Source organism: Massilia terrae (assembly GCF_024753145.1).
GTDB lineage: Bacteria > Pseudomonadota > Gammaproteobacteria > Burkholderiales > Burkholderiaceae_D > Telluria > Telluria terrae.
The window spans coordinates 72,968-95,155 of sequence record NZ_JANUGU010000004.1; the positions used below are offsets into that span (position 1 = coordinate 72,968).

Consider the following 22,188-nt stretch of genomic DNA (forward strand, 5'->3'; position numbering starts at 1 on the left):
CTCAGAAGACCAGGCTCGCGTTCAGCGTGACCATGTTCGACTTGAAGGCGCCCAGGCCCAGCACGGCCGAACCGCTGCGCGACTGGTGCACCACGCCGGTCGAGACTTCGACCTTGCGCGTCACCTGCCACACCGCGTTCAGGCTGGCGGTGCGCAGCGCGTCGCGCAGGTTGGACGCTCCCTGCAGGGCGGAACCGGCGCGCACGTCGTAGGAGCGGCGCTCGTAGGTAGCCAGCGCGTCGACCTTGATCTTGGCGCTCGCGCTCCAGGTCGCGCCCAGGCTGACGCCCTTGTTCAGGGTAGTCGACACCACCGTGCTCTCCAGCGGGGCGAAGTCCTGCCATACCGACGCCGTATAGGTGACCTTGCCGCGGGGGGTATACAGCAGCGAGACGCGGCCGTTGGCGCCGGAGGTGGTGCCGCCGAAGGAGGGTTGGTCGCGGCGCGCGTAACCGACCAGGCCCTGCAGCGTGGTGGTGCCGGTGAGCAGCCAGTCGATGCGCGCCTTCAGTTCATCCTGCTTGTAGTCGTTGTTGACGATCAGGAAGCCGAACGGGTAGCCGTTCGGGTAGCGCCCGTTCAGGTGGCGATAGACCAGGCCGATGGTGCTGCCGTTGGCGGGCACGTAATCGCCTTCCAGCTCGCTCGCGTATTCGGTGCGGTTGTTGAAGCGTTGACTGTTCAGCTCGTAGGTCCAGCTGTCCTTGGCGAAGGCCGTCTTCGCCTGCCAGCTGGGATGGAAGCGCCAGGCGCCCTCGAAAAAATTGCGGCGGCGCGTACGCAGGTTGCGCTGGTCGGAGTAGAAGTCGGTGTAGGGGGCGAGGGTTTCGTCGAACAGCGTACCGAGCTTGCCCGACAGGTGGTTGCCGAGCTGCCAGTACCAGGTGCCCTCGAGGTTCTTGCCCGTGTAGTTCAGCTGCTTGAAATGGTCGTAGTCCACCCGCGCCAACCGGGTTTGCAGGAGCACGCGCTGGCGGCTCCAGGTGTGGTCGTAATAAAAGCCGGCCACGCCCTGCTTCCATGAATCGGAACGGGTATTGTCGAAGCCCGGAAGGTTGTCCGGGACCCGCAGCAGGTTGTCGTCATGGCCCCAGCCGATGCCGGCGTAGGGATGGAAGCCTTCGTCCTGCTGGGCAAGGGCGGGAAGGGCGAAGAGTGCGCCGATCAAGAGCGCCAGGGTCTTGGAAGTTTGCATATTGTTTGTTTTGTTGAGCACTATGTGTTGAACTTGTTTACCAATACGACCAGTTACCAGTCGCCACCACCCAGACCCCTAGCAGGCCATTGGTCACCGCATGCGCCACGATCGGCGCCCACAAGGTGCGGCAGCGGTGGTACAGCCAACCATACACCGCGCCTGCCACGATGCCCGCCAGCCACAAATTGTGTTCGAAACCGAAAAGAACGGCTGTGACGACGAAACTCTTGATCCCGAGCCGGGACGGATCAACCGACTGGAACTCGGCCGATTCGATCCAGCGCATCAGGAACGACCGCCAAAACAATTCCTCCATGACAGGTACCACCAGCGCCGCACCGGCCAGGCGCACCAGCGCCAGCGGCCAGTCGATCGCGCCGCCCAGCCGCGGATCGTAGCCGGCGGCGGCGCCGACGATCATCCACGGCGCATCCAGGCTGATCCACAGGACCAGCACCACCGCGCCCGCCGCCGCCGCCAACGCCACTGTCCGGCGCGGCGCGGGGCGGCCGAGTTCATTGTAGTCCCGCCAGAACAAGGCGAGCAGCACAATTACCACCGTGATCTTGACCGGGTAGAGCCACAGCAAGCTGGCCGGCGTGTGGCCCATCCTTTCAAGCATGTCGCCGGCGAAAATGAAGAACACGTAGGCCAGGAAGGGCAGGATGCGCCGCCACGCCGCCCGGTTCAGCAGCGGCGCGTCGGCCGCGGCCGGGCTGGCGGTGGGGGCGGTCTGTGCTTCGTCTGGCTCGGTCATGTCGCTCCATGGGCTGGCCGCGCATGCCGCGCCGGCGTTGCTCAAAGTCAAGATCAGCGGCGAACGCACGCCATCGGCTTCGCTGCACTGCGACTCAACTTTACGCGCATGCCGACAGGCTTCTGTGCGGTAGATGACAGAACCAGCCCTTTGCCGGACTCATCAGGTTGACCGGATTCAATGCCTGTTGGGGGAGCGAAAAACCGGCTGCTCGAAAAAAAACGCCGGGGTAACCGGCGTTTTTAGGGAGACGAGGCTGGCTCAGGCGTCGCCGCGGGCGCGCGCCTCGATCTGCTCCCAGCGCTCCAGCGCTTCGAGCAATTGCTCCTCGATCTCGGCGAAGCGCTCGGTCATGCGGCGCGCATCGGCCGGGTTGGTCTTGTAGAAGTCCGGCCCGTTCAGCTGGGCCGTGATGGCGGACTGTTCGTCCTCCAGGCTGGCGATCAGCTTGGGCAATTCCTCCAGCTCGCGCTGCTCCTTGAAGCTGAGCTTGACCTTCTTTCCGGGGGCCGGCGCGGCAGACGGCGCCTCGGCCGGCTTCGGCGCGGCCTTGGGCGCCGCTGGCGCGGGTGCTTCGCTGCGCACCCGCTCCCAGTCGCTGTAGCCGCCCACGTAGTCGCGCCACTTGCCCTGCCCTTCGGACACGATCACCTGGGTGACCACGTTGTCGAGGAAGGTGCGGTCGTGGCTGACCAGGAACACGGTGCCGGTGTAATCCTCCAGCAGCTCCTCCAGCAGTTCCAGGGTGTCGATGTCGAGGTCGTTGGTCGGCTCGTCCAGCACCAGGCAGTTGGCCGGCTTGGCGAACAGGCGCGCCAGCAGCAGGCGGTTGCGCTCGCCGCCGGACAGCGACTTGACCGGCGAGCGGGCCCGCTCCGGCGCGAACAGGAAGTCGCCCAGGTAGCTCATCACGTGCTTCTTCTGGCCATTGATCTCGACCCAGTCGCTGCCCGGCGAAATGGTGTCGGCCAGCGACGCGTCCTCGTTCAGCTGGGCGCGCATCTGGTCGAAGTAGGCCACGTTCAGGCGCGTACCGAGCTGGACCTTGCCGCTGTCGGCCGCTTCCTCGCCGAGGATGATCTTGAGCAGCGTGGTCTTGCCGGCGCCGTTCGGCCCGATCAGGCCGACCTTGTCGCCACGCATGATGATGGTGCTGAAATCCTTGACGATGACTTTCTCGCCGAAGGACTTGGACACGTTCTCCAGCTCGGCCACGATCTTGCCCGAGCGCTCGCCGGTGGCGAGGTCAAGCCGCACCTGGCCCTGCAGGTCGCGGCGCGCCACGCGCTGTTCGCGCAGCGCTTCGAGGCGCCGCACGCGGCCCTCGTTGCGGGTACGGCGCGCCTCCACGCCCTTGCGGATCCACACTTCTTCCTGCGCCAGGAACTTGTCGAACTTGGCGTTCTCCACTTCCTCGACCGCCAACAGGTCGCGCTTGCGCTCCTGGTACTTGGAGAAATTGCCCGGGAAAGAAAGCAGGCGGCCGCGGTCCAGCTCGATGATACGGGTGGCGACGTTGTCGAGGAAGCTGCGGTCGTGGGTGATGAACAGCACCGAGCCGCGAAAATCGCGCAGCAGCGTCTCCAGCCACTTGATCGAAGTGAAGTCCAGGTGGTTGGTCGGCTCGTCCAGCAGCAGCACGTCCGGCGCCGACACCAGCGCCACGGCCAGCGCCACGCGCTTCTGCATGCCGCCCGACAGCGTGCCCATCCTGGCGTCGCGGTTCAGGCCGAGGCGGTCGAGCGTCGTGTCGACCTTGTTGGCCAGGTTCCAGGCATCGGTGGCATCGAGCTTCACCTGCAGCTCGTGCATGCGCTCCATCAGCGCCTCGTCATTGCCCTGGCCGAACTGGCCGGTCAGCGCTTCGTACTCGGCCAGCATCGCCTGCTGGCCGCCCATGCCGGCCGCGACCGCGTCGAACACGCTGTCGTCCGGATTGAACACGGGCTCCTGCTCGACGTAGGCGATCTTCAGGCCCTGCTGCATCACCAGCAGGCCGTCGTCCAGGCGCGACTGGCCGGACAGGATCTTCAGCAGCGACGACTTGCCGGTGCCGTTGCGGCCGATGAGACCGACGCGCTCGCCGGTTTCGAGCGAAAAATCTGCGTGGTCGAGCAGGGCGACGTGCCCGAAAGCGAGCTGGGCGGAGGTGAGCGAGATGACTGCCATAAGGATTCGAGGGCGCGGCTGGAATGCGAAGAAACGAGCATTGTACCGGCAGTCAGCCGATTCTCGATTGCGCGCGCCATCCTCGGCTATAATTGCGCCAGTTCACGATACCGGGCTGCGACTGCAGCGACCGCTCGCCGAACCACCGGGCGCCGCTTCCTGCGGCGCCAGCGTCCTCCCCGTAGCACAATGGATAGTGCACATGCCTCCTAAGCGTGGGATACTGGTTCGATTCCAGTCGGGGGGACCAAAGCTGACATCCCCTTTCAATAAGTGACCGCGTAATCCTTCGGAAACGGCCGGCCTGCGAACGCCTTTTTCTGGGTCCAGTCCTGGGCGGGACTCGTCCAGTAGGAATCCGTCGCCGGCAGGCCCAGCGCGAGGAAGCTTGCCGACGCGATGTACATGCTGCCGTTGTTGGAGTACCAGTCGGCCAGTTCCGGGTGATGGCCGACAAAGCCGATCGTCAGGAAGCCGTCATTGGTGAAATTGCTCGGCTCGCTCCAGACGGCTTCGTGGACGGCCTGCAGCGCCGCCCGCACCTGCCCTTCCGGCAAGCCTTCCGGCAGCTGCTTGCGCCACGCCAGCAAGGCCAGGGGCTGGAACGCGGCCGTGCGGTAGGTCAGCGAGCGCCCGATCGGCGGATAGGTCCCGGTCGGCGAAATGAAGCGTTCCAGGTGCGCGCAATAGCGCTGCGTGCGTTTCAATTCCTGCGCATACAGTTCGGCGGGCTTCGCGTTCATGAACGGCCCGTGATGCTGGTCGAGCACCTCCAGCACCTCGAGCATCATCGGGTGCATCACGTAGGAGTTGTAGTAATCGAAGTGGAAGGACTCGCCGTCCTTGATCCAGCCGTCCCCGGCATACCATTCGTTGACCTTGCGGATCGCAACGTTCAGGCGCAGCGGATCCGATTCCTCGCCGATCGACAGCAGCCAGGCCTCGTTCATCGCCGCGAACAGCATCCAGTTGGAGTACGGCGGATCGACCCGGCGCAGGCCCTTGACCTCGGCGACGATGCGGCGCTTGGTGGTGGCATCGAGCGGCTCCCACAACGCTTTCGGCGCGCGCATCAGCGCATTGGTGAAGTAGGCCGAGTCGACCAGCGGCTGGCCCTCCTTTTTCCACAGCAGGTAATCCGGACTCTTCGGATCGACCGAATTCACATAGCTCTGCAGCGCCATCTCGCGCAGGCGCTTGCGGGTGCGCCCTTCCTGGCTGTCGTCGTCCGGCAGGGCCAGCCACGGGGCGGCGCCAGCGATCAGGCGGCCAAAGCATTCGAGATAGGCGACGCGGCGGTCACGGCCATCCCAGGTCGGACTCACCTCGATCGGGAAGTTTTTCTGGAGCTCGCCGCGCGACATATTCGATAGCACCGGTTCGGCCATCTTTTGCAGGAGACCGGCCATGTAGGCGCGGTCATTGCCCCGCGCGGGCGCATCCGGCACCGCGGCAGCGGCGGCGCCGGCCCCGAGCAGGCCGCCCACCGCGGAACCGGCCATCACGGTCCGCATGAAATTGCGTCGTTCCATCTTGTCTCCTTTTTATTTTTGAACCATTGTTATGGAGCATGATAATCCGGGCAATTTCAGGCTAGCTATACGAACTTGGCATGCAGTTATACAAATAATCGATGAGTCAGGCATCTGGACAGGCCGTAAGATTGCTTTCATGACCACCCCTCTCTCCCGTCGCGGCCTGCTGCACGGCAGCGCTGCCGCCATCGCCAGCCTGTGCCTCCCCTTTGGCAAGCAGGTCCAGGCTGCCGCCCATGATGTGGCTTCGCCGCGCTTTTCGGTTGGCGCCACCGATTTCCTGCTCGACGGCAAACCGCTGCAGATTCGCTGCGGCGAAATGCACTTTGCCCGCGTGCCGCGCGAATACTGGGCGCACCGGCTCAAGGCCCTGAAGGCGATGGGCCTGAACACCGTGTGCGCCTATCTGTTCTGGAATTACCACGAGTGGCGCGAAGGCCGCTACGACTGGGGCGGCCAGCGCGACGCCGCCGAGTTCTGCCGCCTGGCGCAAGAGCTTGGCCTGTGGGTGATCCTGCGCCCCGGGCCTTACGCCTGCGCGGAGTGGGAAATGGGCGGCCTGCCCTGGTGGCTGCTCAAGCATCCGGGCGATGCCTTCCTGCGCACCCGGGACGAAGCGTTCATGCAGCCGGCCCGCCGCTGGCTGGCGGAGGTCGGCCGGGTGCTGGCGCCGATGCAGGTGACGCACGGCGGGCCGATCCTGACGGTGCAGGTGGAGAACGAATACGGCTTTTTCGGCCAGGACCTGGACTACCTGCGCGCGATGCGCCAGGCGCTGCTGGACGCGCGCTTCGACGTGCCGCTATTCCAGTGCAACCCAACCAATGCGGTCGCGAAAACCCATATCCCCGAGTTGCTGTCCGTGGCGAACTTCGGCAGCGACCCCGAACGGGGCTACCGGGCGCTGGCCTCGGTCCAGCAGGGACCGCTGATGTGCGGCGAATTCTATTCGGGCTGGTTCGACACCTGGGGCGCGCCACACCGCCGCGGCGACGCCGGCAATGCGGTCAAGGACATCCAGGCCATGCTCAAGGCCAGGGGTTCGTTCAGCCTGTACATGGCCCACGGCGGCACCAGCTTCGGCCTGTGGGGTGGCAGCGATCGTCCCTTCCGTCCCGACACCAGCAGCTACGACTACGACGCGCCCATCGGCGAGGCCGGCTGGGTGGGCGAGAAATTCGACGCCTACCGCGAGGGCATCAAGCCATTCCTCGGGCCGGGTGAAACGCTGCCTTCCGCGCCGCCGCGCAATCCGGTGATCGCCATCGCGCCGTTCACGTTTAAGCATAGCGCCGAGGTCATGGCCAACCTGCCCGGGCGCGTGATCAAGGACCGCTCGCCGCGGCCAATCGAGCAGTACGACATCAGCCGCGGGCTGGTCGCCTACCAGGTCACGCTGCCCGCCGGGCCGGCTGGCGTCATCGAAGCGGCCAAGGTGCGCGACCTGGCCTGGGTCTATCTCGATGGCGAGCCGGTCGGCACGATGGACACGCGCCACCGCCGCTACCGGGTCGAGATCCCCGCCCGCGACAAGCCGGCCACGCTCGAGGTGCTGCTGTACACGATCGCGCGGGTGAACTTCGGCGTCGAGGTGCATGACCGCAAAGGCATGCACGGACCGATTCGCTTCCGGCCGCGGGAAGGCGAGGTGCAGGTCCTCGAAGACTGGACCATTCGTGCGATCGACTTCGACGCCGACGGCTCGCTGCCTGCACTGGACTGGAAGCCAGGGCGGGCGCGCGGACCGGCGTTCTGGCGCGGCGGTTTCGATGCATCGGAAACCGGCGATACCTTCCTCGATATGTCGACATGGGGACAGGGCATCGTCTGGATAAACGGGCGCTGCCTGGGACGCTACTGGAGCATCGGACCGACGCAGACGATGTATTTGCCGGGGCCGTGGATCAAGCGCGGCCGCAATGAGGTCGTCGTCCTGGACCTGACCGGACCACAAAGCGCACGGGTCGAGGGACTGACGACGCCGATCCTCGACCGCCTGCAACCGGACCGGGACCTGCCGCGTGCATCGCACGCTAGCCGCCTGATGCTTGACGGCGTCGCGCCGGTCGCCGAAGGAGCATTCGCGCCGGGCGCCATGATCCAGGATGTCCGCTTCGCCAAACCAGCTAGCGGCCGTCAGTTCTGCCTTGAGGCGCTCAGTGCTTTCGATGGCAAGGACTCCGCCGCAATCGCCGAACTGTCCCTGCTCGATGCCGCGGGCCGGCCACTCGACCAGTCCGCCTGGACCATCGCCTATGCCAGCAGCGAGGAAATGAACCGGGAAGATGGCTCGGCACTCAATGCAATCAATGGCCAGGCCACCGACTTCTGGCACACCGCGTACAGCGGCGAGCAGCATCCACGTTTTCCGCATCGCCTCGTGATCGACCTTGGCGCGAGCACGGAGATTCACGGAATGCGCTACACGCCGCGCCAGGGGCCGCCACAGGTCACGGGACGGATCAGGGATTACCGCATTTACGTGGGGGAGCGGCTGGTCGTCGAAGATCGTCAGGCTGTCCGGTCATGACGATGTGCTATCGTTCGCGCTTTCTTGAAGGCACGATCCGATGAAACTCCCCGACATCACTCCTACCGCCAACCCCACCCTCGCCGCCGCGCTCGACCAGGCCATCAACAACAAGACCAAGCCGCTTGGAAGCCTCGGCGCGCTGGAGCGGCTGGCCCGCCAGTTGGGCCTGATCCAGGGACGAACTGTCGTCACCATCGAGCATCCGGCCATCCTCGTCTTCGCCGGCGACCACGGCATCGTGGCCGAGGGCGTGTCGGCCTATCCGAAGGACGTGACCTGGCAGATGGTCGAGAACTTCCTCGCGGACGGCGCCGCCATCAACGTGTTCGCGCGCCAGAACGGCTGCGCCCTGCACGTGGTCGACGCTGGTGTCGACCACGATTTCGGCCCCCGCGAGCGCCTGCTGGACCGCAAGGTCGCAAACGGCACCCGCAATTTCGCCATCGAGCCGGCGATGAGCGCGGCGCAGTGCGCCGACGCGATGGTGCATGGCGCCGCGCTGGTCGCCGGCCTGCCCGGCAATGTGGTCGGCTTCGGCGAAATGGGCATCGGGAACACCACCGCGGCCGCGGCGCTGATGCACAAGCTGACCGGCATCCCCGTGGCCGCTTGCGTCGGCGCCGGTACTGGCTTGACGCCGGACGGCGTGCTGCACAAGCAGCGCGTGATCGAGGCGGCGGTGGAGCGCCATGCCGGCGTCGACGCACCGCTCGACGTGCTGGCGACCTTCGGCGGCCTGGAGATCGCGATGATGGCCGGCGCCATGCTGCAGGCCGCGTCGATGCGCAAGGTGCTGCTGATCGACGGCTTCATCGTCACCAGCGCGCTGCTGGCCGCCGCCCGCATCGCACCCGGCGTGCTCGATTACTGCGTGTTCGCGCACTGCTCGGACGAATCCGGCCACCGCCGCATGCTGGACGCGCTCGGCGCGACGCCGCTGCTGCAGCTCGGCCTGCGCCTCGGCGAAGGCACCGGCGCCGCGCTCGCCCTGCCGCTGCTGCATGCCGCCGCCAACTTCCTGGGCCAGATGGCGACCTTCGAGTCGGCCAGCGTCAGCGAAAAATCGGCGTGATGCAGCAGATCCGCCTGTTCTTCATCGCGCTGCAGTTCTTCACGCGGCTGCCGATCCCGGCCTGGGTCGGCTTCGAAGCGGCCTGGCTGCAGCACGCCTCGCGCTACTTCCCGCTGGTCGGCTGCGTGGTCGGCGTGCTGGCCGCGGCCACCTACTTCGCCGCCTCGCTGGTGCTGCCGGCGCCGGTGGCGGCGGTGCTGTCGAGCGCGGCCTCGATCTACCTGACCGGGGCCTTCCACGAGGACGGCTTTGCCGACACCTGCGATGGGCTGGGCGGCGGCACCAGCCGCGAGCGGGTGCTGGAGATCATGAAGGACTCGCGCGTTGGCGCTTACGGCGCCATCGGCATCGTGTGCATGCTGGCGGCCAAGCTGTCGGCCCTGGCGATGCTGCCGCCACGCGTCGCGATTGCCGCGCTGCTGCTGGCCCATCCTCTGTCGCGCCTCGCCGCCACGGCGTTGATCTGGAAGCTGGACTACGTGCGCGGCGAAGGCAAGGCCAAGCCGCTGGCCCAGCACATGACGGGCGGCGAATTCGGCATCGCCGCCGCGACTTGCCTGCTGCCTGCCGCCGTGGTCCTGGCAAGCGGCTGGGTGCCGGCGGCTGCGGTGCTGGCGGCCGCGCTGGCCGCGATGCTGGCCGCGCTCTGGCTCGGGCGCAAGCTCGTGCGACGCATCGGCGGCTACACCGGCGACTGCCTCGGCGCCGTGCAGCAGCTGGCCGAAGTGGCGATCTACATCGCGCTGCTGGCCACGCTCGGGCACGGGGCGTGGGTGTGAAGCTGCACCTGCTGCGCCATCCGCAGCCGGCCGTTGCGCCGGGCCTGTGCTACGGCGCCACCGACATGCCTGCGCTCGATTACGAGATCGAACGCGTGCACGCCGAACTGATCGCACGAGGACTGCCGGGCGCCCTCCCCGTTTTTTCGAGCCCGCTGCGGCGCTGCGCCGAGCTGGCGCAGCGCTTGCAGCCGCACGGCCCGCAGCTGGACGCGCGGCTGGCCGAAATGGATTTCGGCGCCTGGGAGATGCGTGCGTGGAGCGACATCCCGCGCGCCGAAGTCGACGCCTGGGCCGCGGACCTGTCCAACTATCGGCCGGGCGGTGGCGAAAACCTGCGCGAGGTGGCCGCGCGCGTCAATGGCTTCGCCAACGACCTGCTCCGCGCAGGTCACGCCGCGGCGCTGATCGTCTGCCATGCCGGCACCATTCGCCTGCTCACGGCCCTGTGCGCCGGCCTGCCGCTGGAACAAGCCGCAGCCACGCCGCATCGCATCGGCTACGGCGAACTGGTCGTGCTCGAACGTCAACACAGGGTATAATCGCCCCGTTTTGGTGCTCGCGCCTGTGCTCACAGGTGCAGTTAAACGGGAAACACGGAGCCCCTCGGGCCAACGTGTGCTGCCCCCGCAACGGTAAGCAAGTGCCGCACGCTGTACGCGGCAATCGTCTTCTCACACCACTGTGCTTTTGCATGGGAAGGTCAGACGGCTACACTTGCCAGCCCGGATACCGGCCAAAAGGTGGAAGCGCGTGCGCTTCCGTTCAATCTGGTTGGCGGGGACGCCGGCCGGTTGTCAGCGACATCGAAACTGCCATGAAATTTTCAATTACGCGGCCTACGGCCGTGCTGTCCGTCGCATGCGCCGTCGCCGCGCCTTGCGCCTTCGCCGATTCCACTCCCGATACCGTGATCGTCACCGCGGCCCGCATTCCGCAGAGCGCCGCCCAGGTCATCGCCGACACCACCGTGATCGGCGCCGAAGAAATCGCCCGCTCGGGCGCCGGCTCGGTCGCCGACCTGCTGGGCCGCCAGCGCGGCATCGAGATCGTCCGCAACGGCGGCGCCGGTGCCAGCACCAGCGTGTTCCTGCGCGGCGCCAACAGCAACCAGGTGGTGGTGCTGGTCGATGGGGTGCGCATCGGCTCGTCCACCACGGGCGCGGCCAGCTGGAATGCGATCCCGCTGTCCATCATCGACCACATCGAAGTCGTCTACGGTCCCCTGAGTTCCCTGTACGGCGCCGATGCGATTGGCGGCGTGGTCCAGATCTTCACCAGGAAGAGCGAAGGCGCGCCGCAATTCGACGCCGGCGCCGGCGCGGGCACCTATGCCACCCGCCAGTACGACGCCAGCGTGCACGGATCGACCGCCGGCGCGCACGCCGTCAGCTATGCGTTCGGCGGGGCGCATGAGGAATCGCGCGGCTATTCGGCCACCCACCCGGGCGCCTTCGGCTACAACCCGGACGACGACGGCTATACCCGCAACAGCGTCAATGGCCGCGCAGTTATCACCCTGGCCGACGGCGTCGAGGCCGGCGCCCAGTTCCTGCGCAGCCGCTTGAGGGCACAGTACGACAACGGCAGCGCCACCTTCGACGCCCGCAACATCCAGGACCTCGACAGCTATGCCGTGTTCCTCAACGGCCGCATGCTGCCGAACTGGCGCAGCAGCGTGCAGCTTGGCCGCTCCGAGGACAAGCTGGGCAGTCTTGGCAGCGCAAGCAGCGCCAGCCAGATCGACACACGCCAGGACGACTTCACCTGGCACAACACGATCAATGTGGGCCCGGATACGCTGCAGCTGCTATACGGCCACCGCAAGGAGCAAGTCGTCTCCAGCTCCAGCGCAGCACTCGGCCGCAGCCGCATCACCAACTCGTACGCGGCCTCGTACGATCTGCAGCGCGGCGACCACCTGCTCGACATCAGCGCGCGCAACGACGACTCGGAATACGGCTCGAAGACGACCGGCGCACTCGGCTACGGCTACAGCTTCAGCCGCGCGTTGCGCGCCACCGCCAGCGTCGGCACCAGCTTCCGCGCACCGACCTTCAACGAGCTGTACTACCCGGGATACGGCCTCCCGGCCAACAAACCGGAAAAAGGCCGCAACGCCGAAGCGGGCCTGCGCTACCACGTGGCGGGCGCCGAACTGCAGGCGAACTACTACCGCAACCGCCTGACCGACCTGCTGGTGACTGCGGTCCCCTGCCCGACCGGCGGCAGCAGCTGCGCCTACAACGTCAACCGCGCGCTGCTCGAAGGCTTGACGATGTCGGCCGCCACGCACTTGTCGGGGCTGGCCCTGCGTGCCAATATCGACCTCCAGGACCCGCGCGACCAGACCACCGGCAAGCAGCTGGCGCGCCGTTCGCGCCGCCACGCCAGCGCAACCGCCGACTACAGCGCAGGCCAGTACGAGGCCGGCGCCGAATTGCAGCTCTCTGGCCAGCGCTTCGACGACGCCGCCAACACCAAGCGCCTGGGCGGCTACGGCCTCCTGAACCTGTACACCAGCTGGCGCTTCGCCCCCGACTGGTCGCTGCTGGTCCGGCTCGACAACGCCACCGCCAAGCGTTACGAGCTGGCGCGTTACTATGGCACCGCAGGCCGCAGTTGGTTCGCCGGCCTGCGCTACGGTATCCGCTAACAGAGGAAAGTGCACATGATGACCGACCAGAACGAGCGCCACCGCCTGCGCATGGAACGCAAGAAGGCGATCATCGACGCGAAGATCGCTGCCGCCGATAAGAACATCGGTGTCATCATCGTCAACACCGGCAACGGCAAGGGCAAGAGCTCGAGCGCCTTCGGCATGGCAGTGCGCGCGCTGGGCCATGGCGTGCAGGTCGGCGTGGTCCAGTTCATCAAGGGCGCGATGGCGACCGGTGAGGAGCTGTTCCTGCGCCGCTTCCCCGAACAAGTGCGCTTCCACGCGATGGGCGAAGGCTACACCTGGGTGACCCAGGACCGCGAGCGCGACATCGCCAGGGCGCAGCTGGCATGGGAACAGGCAAAGCTCTTCCTGTCAAATCCCGCCGTCGGGCTGGTGGTGCTGGATGAACTGAACATCGCGCTCAAGTACCGCTACCTCGACGTGCACCAGGTGATCGCCGACCTGCTCGACCGTCCGGCCATGCAGCACGTGGTGGTGACCGGGCGCGCCGCGCCGCCGGAGCTGATCGAGGTTGCCGACACGGTCACCGAAATGAACGTGGTCAAGCATGCATTTGCGGCCGGCATCGCGGCGCAGGCAGGCACGGAATGGTGAACGCGCATCCGGGTGCACGCATGGTGCTGGTCGCCGCCATCGCGTCCGGCCAGGGCAAGACCACCGTGACGGCGGCGCTGGCGCGGCGCCTGGCGCGCATGGGTCAGCGAGTGCGCGTGTTCAAGTGCGGGCCTGACTTCATCGACCCGATGTTGCTGGAACGCGCCAGCGGCGCGCCGGTGCACACCCTCGACTTGTGGATGACCGGCCCCGAGCAATGCCGCCAGCAGCTGGCGCAAGCCGCGCGCGAGGCCGACGTGGTGCTGATCGAGGGCGTGATGGGCCTGTACGACGGCCAGCCTTCGGCCGCAGACCTGGCGCGCGAATTCGACCTGCCGGTGCTGGCCGTGATCGATGCTGCCGCGATGGCGCAAACCGCCGGCGCCGTGGTGTTGGGACTGCGTGACTACGGGCCGGTGCGGCTGGCCGGCGTGATCGCCAACCGTGTCGCCAGCGAAGGCCACGCGCGCATGGTGGCCGCATCGCTGCGCGAGGTGCCGCTGCTGGCGAACCTGCCGCCGCAGGCGCACTCGCTGCCGGAGCGGCATCTCGGCCTGGTGACGCCGGAAGAAGTCGGCGGCCTCGACGCGTTGCTGGACCAGTTGGCCGCCCAGCTGGTGCTCGACGAGGACGCCTGGAGCACGCTCGCGCCGCGCCTGCCCGACGCGGTGACGCCGGAGCCGATTCCGTCGCTGCTGGCCGGGAAGACGGTGGCGGTCGCGCGCGACGCTGCCTTTTGCTTCCTGTACCCCGCCAACCTCGATACCCTGCACGCCCTCGGGGCGCGCCTCGTCTTTTTCTCGCCGCTGGCCGACGATCCGGTGCCGGCGGATGCCGACGCGGTCTACCTGCCTGGCGGTTATCCCGAACTGCATGGCGCCACGCTGGCGACGGCCGGACGCTGGCAGGTGTCGATTCGCGCCGCGCACCGCGCCGGCATTCCGATCCTGGCCGAATGCGGCGGCATGATGGCGATCGCCGAATCGATCACCGACCAGCAGGGCCATACCTGGGCCATGGCCGGGCTGCTGCCGGGGGCGGTGGCGATGCAGGCGCGCCTCGCCGGGCTCGGACCGCAATCGATGCCGACCGCCTCCGGCCCGCTGCGCGGCCATACCTTCCATTACTCGCGCATGGCCACCACGCTGGCGCCGGCGGCCTGCACCAGCAAGTACCCAAGCGGCTCCGAGGGCGAAGCCGTGTACCGGCAGGGGGCGCTGACCGCTTCCTACTTCCACGCCTACTTCGCCTCCAATCCGCAAGCCGTGGCAGCGCTGCTGACGGGGCGGGCATGGTGAGCCGCACCCTGCTGCTCGGCGGCGCGCGCTCCGGCAAGAGCGCGCTGGCCGAGCGCCTCGCTCGCGAATGCGGCAAGCAGGTGGTCTACCTGGCCACCGCGCACGCCGGCGATGGCGAAATGGCGGCCCGCATCGAACACCACCGCGCGCGCCGCCCGGCCGAATGGCAGACGGTCGAGGAAGCCACCGCGCTGGCGGACCGGCTGCGCGAACTGTGCGCGCCCGGGCGCATCGTGCTGGTCGACTGCCTGACCCTATGGCTCACCAACCTGATGTTCGCCGAAGGCCAGGTGTATCCCGAACTGGGGCCGGTGACGCTGCCGGCGCTGTTCGCGCAGGAGCGCGCCGCGCTCCTCGACTGGCTCGACAATGCCGAGGGCGAAGTCATCTTCGTGTCCAATGAAGTCGGCATGGGCATCGTGCCGTTTGGCGCGGTTTCGCGCTGCTTCGCTGACGAAGCGGGCCGCCTGAACCAGGAAGTCGCCGCGCGCTGCGAGCGCGTGCTGTTCGTCGCCGCCGGCCTGCCGCTTGTCCTCAAAGGCCCTCCGTGCTGAGCGGACTATCGCTCGCCGAAACCGCCATCCTGCTGGCGGCTGGCGTCATCCTCGACCTGCTGCTGGGCGAGGCGCGGCGCTGGCATCCGCTGGTCGGCTTGGGCATGCTGGCCCAGTGGCTCGAACGGCGCCTGAACCGCGGCCGCGCACGCGTCGCGCGTGGTGCGGCGGCGTGGCTGCTCGCCGTCGTTCCGCTGACGGCGCTCGCATGCGCGCTGCGAGGCTGGGCGCTGCACGCGCTGGTGCTGTATCTCTGCCTTGGCCTGCGCAGCCTGCGCGACCACGCGCTGCCGATCCGCGCCGCGCTGGCGCAAGGCGACCTGCCGCGCGCGCGCTGGCTCACCTCGCGCATCGTCAGCCGCGACACGACACAGGCCAGCGAGCCGGAGCTGGCCCGGGCCGGCGCCGAATCGCTGCTGGAGAACGGCAACGACGCCGTGTTCGGCACGCTGTTCTGGTTCATCGTCGCGGGCGGGCCGGGCGCCCTGCTGTTTCGCCTGTCGAACACGCTGGACGCGATGTGGGGCTATCGTAGCGAACGCTTCAACTTCTTCGGTCGCGCCGCAGCGCGCATCGACGACGTGCTGAACTACCTGCCGGCGCGCCTGACCGCACTGTCCTACGTCTTGCTGGCGGCGCCGGGCGGACGCCTGCGCGCCTGGCGCTGCTGGCGCAGCCAGGCGCGCGCGTGGAGCAGCCCGAATGCCGGCCCGGTCATGGCCAGCGGCGCCGGCGCGCTCGGCGTCACGCTTGGCGGCGCCGCAGTTTATGACGGCGAACTCGAAACGCGTCCGGTTCTCGGCGCCGGCCCGGCTGCGGCCGCACACGACATCCCGCGCGCGTGGACGCTGGTCTGGCACACCACCCTGCTCTGGCTGGCCGTAGTGGCCACGGCCGCACTCGTGCATGGAGCGCTGCATGCTTGAACACGGCGGCAACCTGCGCGACGCACAGCAGCGCTTCGGCGGCGATGACTGGATCGACCTGTCCACCGGCCTCAATCCGATCGGCTACCCGGCGCCGGCGCTGGCGCCCGACGCGTGGCAGCGCCTGCCGGAACCCGACCCCGCGCTGGTGCAAGCGGCCTGCGACTACTACGGCGCGCCGCACTTGCTGCCGGTGGCCGGCACCCAGGCGGCGATCCAGGCCCTGCCACGCTTGCGCGCGCCGTCGCGCATCGCCGTCGCCGCGCCGGGCTACGCGGAACACAGCCATCACTGGGCCCAGCACGGGCACAGCATGCGCCAGGTCCCGTACGCCACGCTCGGTGCGGCGGTCGGCGACAGCGACGTGCTGGTGGTCTGCAATCCCAACAACCCGACCGGCGACACCGTCGCTCCCGCCCAGCTGATCGCATGGTGCGATGCCTTGGCAGCACGCGGCGGCTGGCTGGTAGTCGACGAAGCTTTCGGCGATACCGCGCCCGCATCGAGCGTGGCCGCACACGTTGGGCGACCCGGCCTCATCGTGCTGCGCTCGGTGGGCAAGTTCTTCGGTCTCGCCGGCCTGCGGCTGGGCTTCGCCGGCGCCGAGCCACGCCTGCTCGCGGCGCTGGCCGACGTGCTCGGCCCCTGGACCGTCAGCGGACCGGCGCAGCTGGTTGCGCTGGCGGCGCTGCGCGATCGCCCATGGCAGCAGGCCACCCAGGCACGGCTCGCGCGCGACGGCATGCGCATGCGCGCGCTGCTGGCCGCCCACGGGATCCACGCGTCCGGCACGCCGCTGTTTCATTGGTGGGCCAGCGTGCATCCGGAAGAATTTCACGAGCATATGGCGCGCCGCGCGATCTGGGTGCGCCTGTTCCGCGAGGCCGGGCGCGGTATCCGCATCGGCCTGCCGGCCCATGCGTGGCAGTGGAATCGGATCGAACAAGCACTACGGGATTGGGACCAAGGATGAAACGACTGTTCCTGCCGGCCATGCTGGCGGCGCCCCTGCTGGCCCACGCGGCCATCACGGTCAAGGATGACGACGGCGCCACCGTCACCCTGCAAAAGCCGGCGCTGCGCGTCATCTCGCTGGCCCCGCACATCACCGAGCTGCTGTTTGCCGCCGGCGGCGGCGACCACATCGTCGGCGCCGTCTCGTACAGCGACTTCCCGGAAGCGGCGAAGAAGATCCCGCGCATCGGCTCCAACATCGAACTCGACCTCGAACGCATCATCGCGCTCAAGCCCGACCTGCTGGTGGTCTGGCGCCACGGGAATTCGGAACGGCAGATCGACGTGGTGCGCAGGCTCGGCGTGCCGGTCTTTCACAGCGAACCGCGCAAGCTGGATGACATCCCGGACAACCTGCTCAGGCTTGGACAGCTGATGGGGACGAGCGATGCGGCCAACAGCGCCGCGGCGGCATTGTCGGCCACACTGGCCGGCCTGCGCACGCGCTACGCGAACCGCCCGCCGGTACGCACCTTCTACCAGGTATGGGACAAGCCGCTGTACACGCTCAATGGCCAGCACATCGTCAGCGACGCGCTGCGCCTGTGCGGCGGCGAAAACGTCTTCGCCAGCCTGGCGGTGACGGCCCCGGTGGTCAGCGTGGAAGGCGTGCTGCAGGCGAATCCGGAAGCCATCTTCGGCTCAGCGGAAAAGAGCTACGGCGGCATCGATATGTGGCGGCGGTACGGCGCCCTCACCGCGGTCCGCAACGACAACCTGTTCACGGTCGACGGCGATCTCCTCAACCGCGCCGGCCCGCGCATGATTGACGGCGCGGCCCAGCTGTGCGAAAAACTGGAACTGGCACGCAGCCACCGCCACAAATGAAACGCTTCCCCTATCCCACCCTGATGGTGCAGGGCACCACCTCCGACGCCGGCAAGAGCACGCTGGTCGCCGCCCTGTGCCGCCTGTTGTGGCGCTCCGGCGTCAAGGTCGCGCCCTTCAAGCCGCAGAACATGGCGCTGAACAGCGCGGTCACCAGCGACGGCGGCGAGATCGGCCGCGCCCAGGCGCTGCAGGCCATCGCCGCCGGTGTCGCGCCGCATACCGACTTCAACCCGGTGCTGCTCAAGCCTTCGAGCGACATCGGCGCCCAGGTGATCGTCCACGGCCGCGTGCGCGCCGAGATGGATGCGCGCGACTACCACCAGTACAAGACCGTGGCGATGCAGGCCGTGCTGGAATCGCACGCGCGGCTGCGGCAACAATACGATGCGGTGATCGTCGAGGGCGCGGGCAGCCCGGCCGAGATCAACCTGCGCGACCGCGACATCGCCAACATGGGCTTTGCCGAAGCGGTCGACTGCCCGGTGGTGCTGGTCGCGGACATCGACCGTGGCGGTGTGTTCGCGCACATCGTCGGCACCCTCTCCTGCCTGTCCCCGAGCGAGCGTGGGCGCATCATCGGCTTCGTGATCAACCGCTTCCGCGGCGACATCGGGCTGCTGGAGCCGGGACTGGAATGGCTCGAACGCGAGACCGGCAAGCCGGTGCTGGCGGTGCTGCCCTACCTGCACGGCCTCTACCTCGATGCCGAGGACGCGGTGCAGCCGGTGGCGCCGCGCGCGGGCGCGTTCCGCGTGGTGGTGCCGAGCTATCCGCGCATGAGCAACCACACCGATTTCGATCCGCTGCGCGTGCATCCCGAAATCAACCTGCGCTACGTGCGCCAGGGTGAGGCCATTCCCGGCGCCGACCTGATCGTCCTCCCGGGCAGCAAGAACACCCGCGCGGACCTGGCCTGGCTGCGCGAGCACGGCTGGTTCGACGCGATCCGCCGCCACCTGCGCTACGGCGGCAAGGTGATCGGCATCTGCGGCGGCTTCCAGATGCTCGGGGCCAGCGTGGCCGATCCCGAAGGCGTCGAAGGAGCGCCCGGCACATCGCAGGCTCTCGGTTTGCTCGACATGAGCACGACGCTGGCCGGCACCAAGCGGCTGGCGCAAGTCTCTGGCGAATTCGCGTTCGGCCAAAACGACATCCCGATCGACGGCTATGAGATCCATATGGGCGTTTCGGAAGGTGTCGCGATGGCGCATCCCGCGTTCTGCATCGATGGCCGCGGCGACGGCGCCATGTCCGCAGATGGGCAGATCCTTGGGACCTACTTGCACGGTCTGTTCGACAACCCGCGAGCCTGTGCCGCTTTGCTCGACTGGGCAGGCCTGCACGGCGCGCAGGAAGTCGACAGCGCCGCCCTGCGCAACGCCAGCCTTGATCGCATCGCCGACGCCGCCGAACCGCTGCTGGCACGCCTGCTGGAGCTGGCGGCGCGATGAGGCTCTTACGGCCGGCGCGATGGCGGCGTTGAGCCTGCGGGCTTCGCAGGAAGGACTGGCGGCATGCCCGCCTGCAGCTGCTTGAGCAAAACCGCGGTTTCTTCCACCTGCCGTTTGATCTCTGCCTGGGTTGCCCCCATACTGGCTCCGGCCTGGAAGGCAGCGGTCATATTGGACAACAGCGTCGCGTTGATTGCGCCGACTCCGAGGACAATCGCGATTACCGCGCTGAGGCCCGTGACGATCGTCGTCGTTTTGAGATTGCTGATCGATTCCTGCGTTTTTTCAAACAACTTTTCGAGCCTCGCGAAACGCTCATCCGTTTGTTTGTCGCGTTCCTCCAGGCGCTTGTCGCGTTCATCCATGCGCATCACCAGCCCATCGATGCTCGCGTGAATTGCCGCGACATGCCCTTCAAGGCGGGCTTCCACGGTTGCAATCTTTGCGTCAACCTCCGCGCTGCTGGGACTGCTCATATGCGCTCCCCAATCGATTCAGCCAAGTTTACACCTGCACTGGCACCGCGCGTTTGAGCAGCCCTAATCTGTCCGCTTGAACTTCGGCGCCGCCTTCAGCCGGCGTCGAGATGGCGCTTCATCTGCGACAGCAGCTCGATCAGTCGCGCCTTGTCATCGACCGCGACATCGCACAGCAGCTCCTCGATCCAGCGCTCGTGCACCGCCGCCATCTCGGCAAACGCGGCGCGGCCGGCGTCGGTCAGCTTGACTGAAAAGGCACGCCGGTCCTTGGGATCGGGCACGCGCAGCACCAGCTTTTCACGTTCGAGCAGGTCGGTGATGCCGGTGATATTGCCGCCGGTGACCATCATGCGCTTGGAGAGCTCGCCCATGCGCAGGCCCTCGGGATGGCGCTCCAGCTGCGCCATCAGGTCGAAGCGCGGCAAGGTGATGTCGAAGGTCTCGCGCAGCCGGCTGCGGATCTCGTTCTCGATGCGCACGGTGCACGACAGCATGCGCAGCCACAGCTTGAGCGACTGGTGGTGATCGATGGTCAGTCGGCTCGCCAGGTCGAGCGCTTCGCCGCCGCCGTCTTGCGCCTGATCCGCCATCATCATTCCTGCCCGGCCGGATCGGCCTTGAGTTTGAAGCGCTGCAGCTTGCCGGTTTCGGTGCGCGGCAGCCGGTCACGGAATTTTACCGAGCGTGGATATTTGTAGGGCGCGATCTGGCCTTTGACGAATTCCTGCAGCTCGTGCGCGGTCGCCTCGCCAGCCTCGATGCCCGGCTTGAGCACGACGTGGGCTTCGACCAGCTGGCCGCGCTCCGCATCGGGCAGGCCGACCACGCCGCATTCGGCCACCGCCGGATGGCGCAGCAGCGCCTCCTCGACCTCGACGCCGGCGATGTTGTAACCGGCCGAGATGATCATGTCGTCGGTGCGCGAGCGATAGTGGAAATAACCTTCGTCGTCCATTTCATAGGCGTCCCCGGTGAGGTTCCAGCCGTTCTTGACGTAGTCGCGCTGGCGCGGGTCGGACAGGTAGCGGCAGCCGGTCGGCCCCTTGACCGCGAGCCGCCCGATCACGCCCGGCCCCTGCTCGATGCCATGCTCGTCGAGGATGCAGGCACGGTAGCCCGGCACCGGCTTGCCGGTGGCGCCGGGGCGGATGTCGGGACCGGAAGCCGAGATGAAGATGTGCAGGATCTCGGTGGCGCCGATCCCGTCGATCATGTCGAGCGAGGTGGCGGCGCGCCAGGCTTCGCGCGTGGCGAGTGGCAGCGCCTCGCCGGCGGACACCGTGCGCGTGAGGCTGGACAGGTCGAAGCGCGCGGCCAGCGGCGCCATCTGGCGGTAGAAGGTGGGCGCGGTGAAGCACACCGTGGCGCGGTATTGTTCGATGGCGGCCAGCAGCGACTCGGGCGTGAGCTTTTCGAGCAGCACCGCACTCGCGCCCACGCGCAGGGGAAACAGCAGCAGCCCGCCCAGGCCGAAGGTGAAGGCCAGCGGCGGCGTGCCGATGAAGACGTCGTCGATGCGCGAGCGCAGCACGTGCGGAGGAAAGCAGTCGCAGATTGCCAGCACGTCCCGGTGGAAGTGCATGGTCCCCTTCGGCACGCCGGTGGTGCCGGAGGTGAAGCTGATCAGGCAGACGTCGTCGGCGGAGGTGTCGACTGCGGTGAACGGCGCATCGTGCGCCCGCATCCGCGCCTCCAGGCCGTGCGGGCTCTCCTTGTCGCCGAAGCGCAGCAGCGGCGGGCACGGGACCGAGAGCGCATCGAATTCGGCGCACAGCGCGCCGGCGCACAGTACCGCGTCCACCCTGGCCTTGCCGATGATCTTGGACAGCTCGGCGGCGCGCAGCAGCGGCATGGTGGGGACGGCGATCAGGCCGGCCTTTTGCACCGCCAGGATGGCCGCGGCCATCATCGGGCAGTTGGCGCCGCGCAGCAGCACGCGGTTGCCGGTGACGAGGCCAAGGTCGCGGTGCAGCACGTGGGCGATGCGGTCGATTCGCTCTTGCAGCTCGCGGTAGGTCCAGCGTTCGTCCGCGCTCATCAGCGCGATGCGCGCGCCCCAGCCGCGGTCGACCGCCCGGTCCACCAGTTCGGCCACGCAGTTCATGCGCGCGGGGTAGCGCAGTTCGGGCAGCTCGAACAGGAAATCGGGCCACTCGTCGAACGGCGGCAGGCTGGCGCGCGCAAAGCCGTCCACGTAGGCGGAAGGACTCAGGTCTGCAGCGGTAAAGCGTGTCATGGACGCCCCGTGGAAGAGTGAGTGATGGACCGGAACCGGGGCTTACTTTAGACCTAAACTATGTGCTCAGCAAGCGGAT

Annotated in this window: 19 protein-coding genes, 1 tRNA gene and 1 riboswitch; of the genes, 13 read left to right on the forward strand and 7 right to left on the reverse strand. The window is 67.6% G+C overall.

Going from position 1 to position 22,188, the window contains the following annotated elements:
• Nucleotide 1: 1 nt before the first annotated feature.
• From epsL to NX778_RS13350, 3 genes are all read right to left on the reverse strand, one after another.
• Complete coding sequence (epsL, locus tag NX778_RS13340) at nucleotides 2-1,195, reverse strand: XrtB/PEP-CTERM-associated polysaccharide biosynthesis outer membrane protein EpsL (protein ID WP_258812241.1); 1,194 nt, start codon at nucleotides 1,193-1,195, stop codon at nucleotides 2-4.
• Nucleotides 1,196-1,232: 37 nt separating this feature from the next.
• Nucleotides 1,233-1,955, reverse strand: a complete 723-nt coding sequence (locus NX778_RS13345; protein WP_258812242.1) for a CAAX prenyl protease-related protein — start codon at nucleotides 1,953-1,955, stop codon at nucleotides 1,233-1,235.
• A 261-nt stretch (nucleotides 1,956-2,216) separates the two neighbouring features.
• Nucleotides 2,217-4,124, reverse strand: coding sequence for an ATP-binding cassette domain-containing protein (locus tag NX778_RS13350; RefSeq protein ID WP_258812243.1), 1,908 nt, complete (start codon nucleotides 4,122-4,124; stop codon nucleotides 2,217-2,219).
• A gap of 175 nt (nucleotides 4,125-4,299) precedes the next feature.
• Here NX778_RS13350 and NX778_RS13355 point away from each other — a divergent pair.
• Nucleotides 4,300-4,374 (forward strand) — tRNA-Arg (locus tag NX778_RS13355).
• Between the two features lie 16 nt (nucleotides 4,375-4,390).
• On the opposite strand, the gene NX778_RS13360 is transcribed toward NX778_RS13355, so the two are convergent.
• The gene (locus NX778_RS13360; protein WP_258812244.1) at nucleotides 4,391-5,656 is read right to left on the reverse strand and encodes a DUF2264 domain-containing protein; all 1,266 of its coding nucleotides are present in this window, start codon (nucleotides 5,654-5,656) and stop codon (nucleotides 4,391-4,393) included.
• A gap of 139 nt (nucleotides 5,657-5,795) precedes the next feature.
• Here NX778_RS13360 and NX778_RS13365 point away from each other — a divergent pair, with 139 nt between their 5' ends.
• From NX778_RS13365 to NX778_RS13420, 12 genes are all read left to right on the forward strand, one after another.
• Nucleotides 5,796-8,189, forward strand: a complete 2,394-nt coding sequence (locus NX778_RS13365) for a beta-galactosidase (RefSeq protein WP_258812245.1) — start codon at nucleotides 5,796-5,798, stop codon at nucleotides 8,187-8,189.
• 40 nt (nucleotides 8,190-8,229) lie between these two features.
• The gene (gene cobT, locus NX778_RS13370) at nucleotides 8,230-9,264 is read left to right on the forward strand and encodes a nicotinate-nucleotide--dimethylbenzimidazole phosphoribosyltransferase (protein WP_258812246.1); all 1,035 of its coding nucleotides are present in this window, start codon (nucleotides 8,230-8,232) and stop codon (nucleotides 9,262-9,264) included.
• Nucleotides 9,264-10,043: an adenosylcobinamide-GDP ribazoletransferase gene (locus tag NX778_RS13375; RefSeq protein WP_258812566.1), complete on the forward strand. Its 780-nt coding sequence runs from the start codon at nucleotides 9,264-9,266 to the stop codon at nucleotides 10,041-10,043. The genes cobT and NX778_RS13375 overlap by 1 nt, the downstream gene beginning before the upstream one ends.
• The gene (locus tag NX778_RS13380; protein ID WP_258812247.1) at nucleotides 10,040-10,585 is read left to right on the forward strand and encodes a histidine phosphatase family protein; all 546 of its coding nucleotides are present in this window, start codon (nucleotides 10,040-10,042) and stop codon (nucleotides 10,583-10,585) included. Before NX778_RS13375 ends, NX778_RS13380 begins: the two co-directional genes overlap by 4 nt.
• A riboswitch (cobalamin riboswitch) is annotated at nucleotides 10,580-10,798 on the forward strand. (Overlaps the previous gene by 6 nt.)
• Before the next feature lie 62 nt (nucleotides 10,799-10,860).
• Nucleotides 10,861-12,699: a TonB-dependent receptor plug domain-containing protein gene (locus NX778_RS13385; RefSeq protein WP_258812248.1), complete on the forward strand. Its 1,839-nt coding sequence runs from the start codon at nucleotides 10,861-10,863 to the stop codon at nucleotides 12,697-12,699.
• 18 nt (nucleotides 12,700-12,717) lie between these two features.
• Nucleotides 12,718-13,320, forward strand: coding sequence for a cob(I)yrinic acid a,c-diamide adenosyltransferase (cobO, locus tag NX778_RS13390; RefSeq protein ID WP_258812567.1), 603 nt, complete (start codon nucleotides 12,718-12,720; stop codon nucleotides 13,318-13,320).
• On the forward strand, nucleotides 13,314-14,618 hold the full coding sequence (locus NX778_RS13395; RefSeq protein WP_258812249.1) for a cobyrinic acid a,c-diamide synthase CobB: 1,305 nt from the start codon (nucleotides 13,314-13,316) through the stop codon (nucleotides 14,616-14,618). The genes cobO and NX778_RS13395 overlap by 7 nt, the downstream gene beginning before the upstream one ends.
• Nucleotides 14,615-15,172 (forward strand): bifunctional adenosylcobinamide kinase/adenosylcobinamide-phosphate guanylyltransferase, encoded by a 558-nt coding sequence (gene cobU / locus NX778_RS13400; RefSeq protein WP_258812568.1) that lies wholly within the window; start codon nucleotides 14,615-14,617, stop codon nucleotides 15,170-15,172. Before NX778_RS13395 ends, cobU begins: the two co-directional genes overlap by 4 nt.
• Nucleotides 15,166-16,098, forward strand: a complete 933-nt coding sequence (gene cbiB, locus NX778_RS13405) for an adenosylcobinamide-phosphate synthase CbiB (protein WP_258812250.1) — start codon at nucleotides 15,166-15,168, stop codon at nucleotides 16,096-16,098. Before cobU ends, cbiB begins: the two co-directional genes overlap by 7 nt.
• Complete coding sequence (gene cobD / locus NX778_RS13410) at nucleotides 16,091-17,071, forward strand: threonine-phosphate decarboxylase CobD (protein WP_258812251.1); 981 nt, start codon at nucleotides 16,091-16,093, stop codon at nucleotides 17,069-17,071. Before cbiB ends, cobD begins: the two co-directional genes overlap by 8 nt.
• Nucleotides 17,068-17,940 (forward strand): cobalamin-binding protein, encoded by an 873-nt coding sequence (locus NX778_RS13415; protein ID WP_258812252.1) that lies wholly within the window; start codon nucleotides 17,068-17,070, stop codon nucleotides 17,938-17,940. Before cobD ends, NX778_RS13415 begins: the two co-directional genes overlap by 4 nt.
• Complete coding sequence (locus tag NX778_RS13420; RefSeq protein WP_258812253.1) at nucleotides 17,937-19,394, forward strand: cobyric acid synthase; 1,458 nt, start codon at nucleotides 17,937-17,939, stop codon at nucleotides 19,392-19,394. The genes NX778_RS13415 and NX778_RS13420 overlap by 4 nt, the downstream gene beginning before the upstream one ends.
• A gap of 5 nt (nucleotides 19,395-19,399) precedes the next feature.
• Here the strand turns inward: NX778_RS13420 and NX778_RS13425 are convergent, their stop codons facing one another.
• The 3 genes from NX778_RS13425 to NX778_RS13435 form a co-directional block, all read right to left on the reverse strand.
• The gene (locus tag NX778_RS13425) at nucleotides 19,400-19,870 is read right to left on the reverse strand and encodes a hypothetical protein (protein WP_258812254.1); all 471 of its coding nucleotides are present in this window, start codon (nucleotides 19,868-19,870) and stop codon (nucleotides 19,400-19,402) included.
• Between the two features lie 95 nt (nucleotides 19,871-19,965).
• Complete coding sequence (locus NX778_RS13430; protein WP_258812255.1) at nucleotides 19,966-20,463, reverse strand: MarR family winged helix-turn-helix transcriptional regulator; 498 nt, start codon at nucleotides 20,461-20,463, stop codon at nucleotides 19,966-19,968.
• Nucleotides 20,464-20,465: 2 nt separating this feature from the next.
• Nucleotides 20,466-22,109, reverse strand: a complete 1,644-nt coding sequence (locus NX778_RS13435; RefSeq protein ID WP_258812256.1) for an AMP-binding protein — start codon at nucleotides 22,107-22,109, stop codon at nucleotides 20,466-20,468.
• Nucleotides 22,110-22,188: the final 79 nt, after the last annotated feature.

What these genes read in the sequence shown, in the direction of transcription:
- epsL (WP_258812241.1), bottom strand. Translation starts at nt 1,195, where the DNA reads ATGCAAACTTCCAAGACCCTGGCGCTCTTGATCGGCGCACTCTTCGCC.
- NX778_RS13345 (WP_258812242.1), bottom strand. Translation starts at nt 1,955, where the DNA reads ATGACCGAGCCAGACGAAGCACAGACCGCCCCCACCGCCAGCCCGGCC.
- NX778_RS13350 (WP_258812243.1), bottom strand. Translation starts at nt 4,124, where the DNA reads ATGGCAGTCATCTCGCTCACCTCCGCCCAGCTCGCTTTCGGGCACGTC.
- NX778_RS13360 (WP_258812244.1), bottom strand. Translation starts at nt 5,656, where the DNA reads ATGGAACGACGCAATTTCATGCGGACCGTGATGGCCGGTTCCGCGGTG.
- NX778_RS13365 (WP_258812245.1), top strand. Translation starts at nt 5,796, where the DNA reads ATGACCACCCCTCTCTCCCGTCGCGGCCTGCTGCACGGCAGCGCTGCC.
- cobT (WP_258812246.1), top strand. Translation starts at nt 8,230, where the DNA reads ATGAAACTCCCCGACATCACTCCTACCGCCAACCCCACCCTCGCCGCC.
- NX778_RS13375 (WP_258812566.1), top strand. Translation starts at nt 9,264, where the DNA reads ATGCAGCAGATCCGCCTGTTCTTCATCGCGCTGCAGTTCTTCACGCGG.
- NX778_RS13385 (WP_258812248.1), top strand. Translation starts at nt 10,861, where the DNA reads ATGAAATTTTCAATTACGCGGCCTACGGCCGTGCTGTCCGTCGCATGC.
- cobO (WP_258812567.1), top strand. Translation starts at nt 12,718, where the DNA reads ATGACCGACCAGAACGAGCGCCACCGCCTGCGCATGGAACGCAAGAAG.
- NX778_RS13395 (WP_258812249.1), top strand. Translation starts at nt 13,314, where the DNA reads ATGGTGAACGCGCATCCGGGTGCACGCATGGTGCTGGTCGCCGCCATC.
- cobD (WP_258812251.1), top strand. Translation starts at nt 16,091, where the DNA reads ATGCTTGAACACGGCGGCAACCTGCGCGACGCACAGCAGCGCTTCGGC.
- NX778_RS13415 (WP_258812252.1), top strand. Translation starts at nt 17,068, where the DNA reads ATGAAACGACTGTTCCTGCCGGCCATGCTGGCGGCGCCCCTGCTGGCC.
- NX778_RS13420 (WP_258812253.1), top strand. Translation starts at nt 17,937, where the DNA reads ATGAAACGCTTCCCCTATCCCACCCTGATGGTGCAGGGCACCACCTCC.
- NX778_RS13425 (WP_258812254.1), bottom strand. Translation starts at nt 19,870, where the DNA reads ATGAGCAGTCCCAGCAGCGCGGAGGTTGACGCAAAGATTGCAACCGTG.
- NX778_RS13430 (WP_258812255.1), bottom strand. Translation starts at nt 20,463, where the DNA reads ATGGCGGATCAGGCGCAAGACGGCGGCGGCGAAGCGCTCGACCTGGCG.
- NX778_RS13435 (WP_258812256.1), bottom strand. Translation starts at nt 22,109, where the DNA reads ATGACACGCTTTACCGCTGCAGACCTGAGTCCTTCCGCCTACGTGGAC.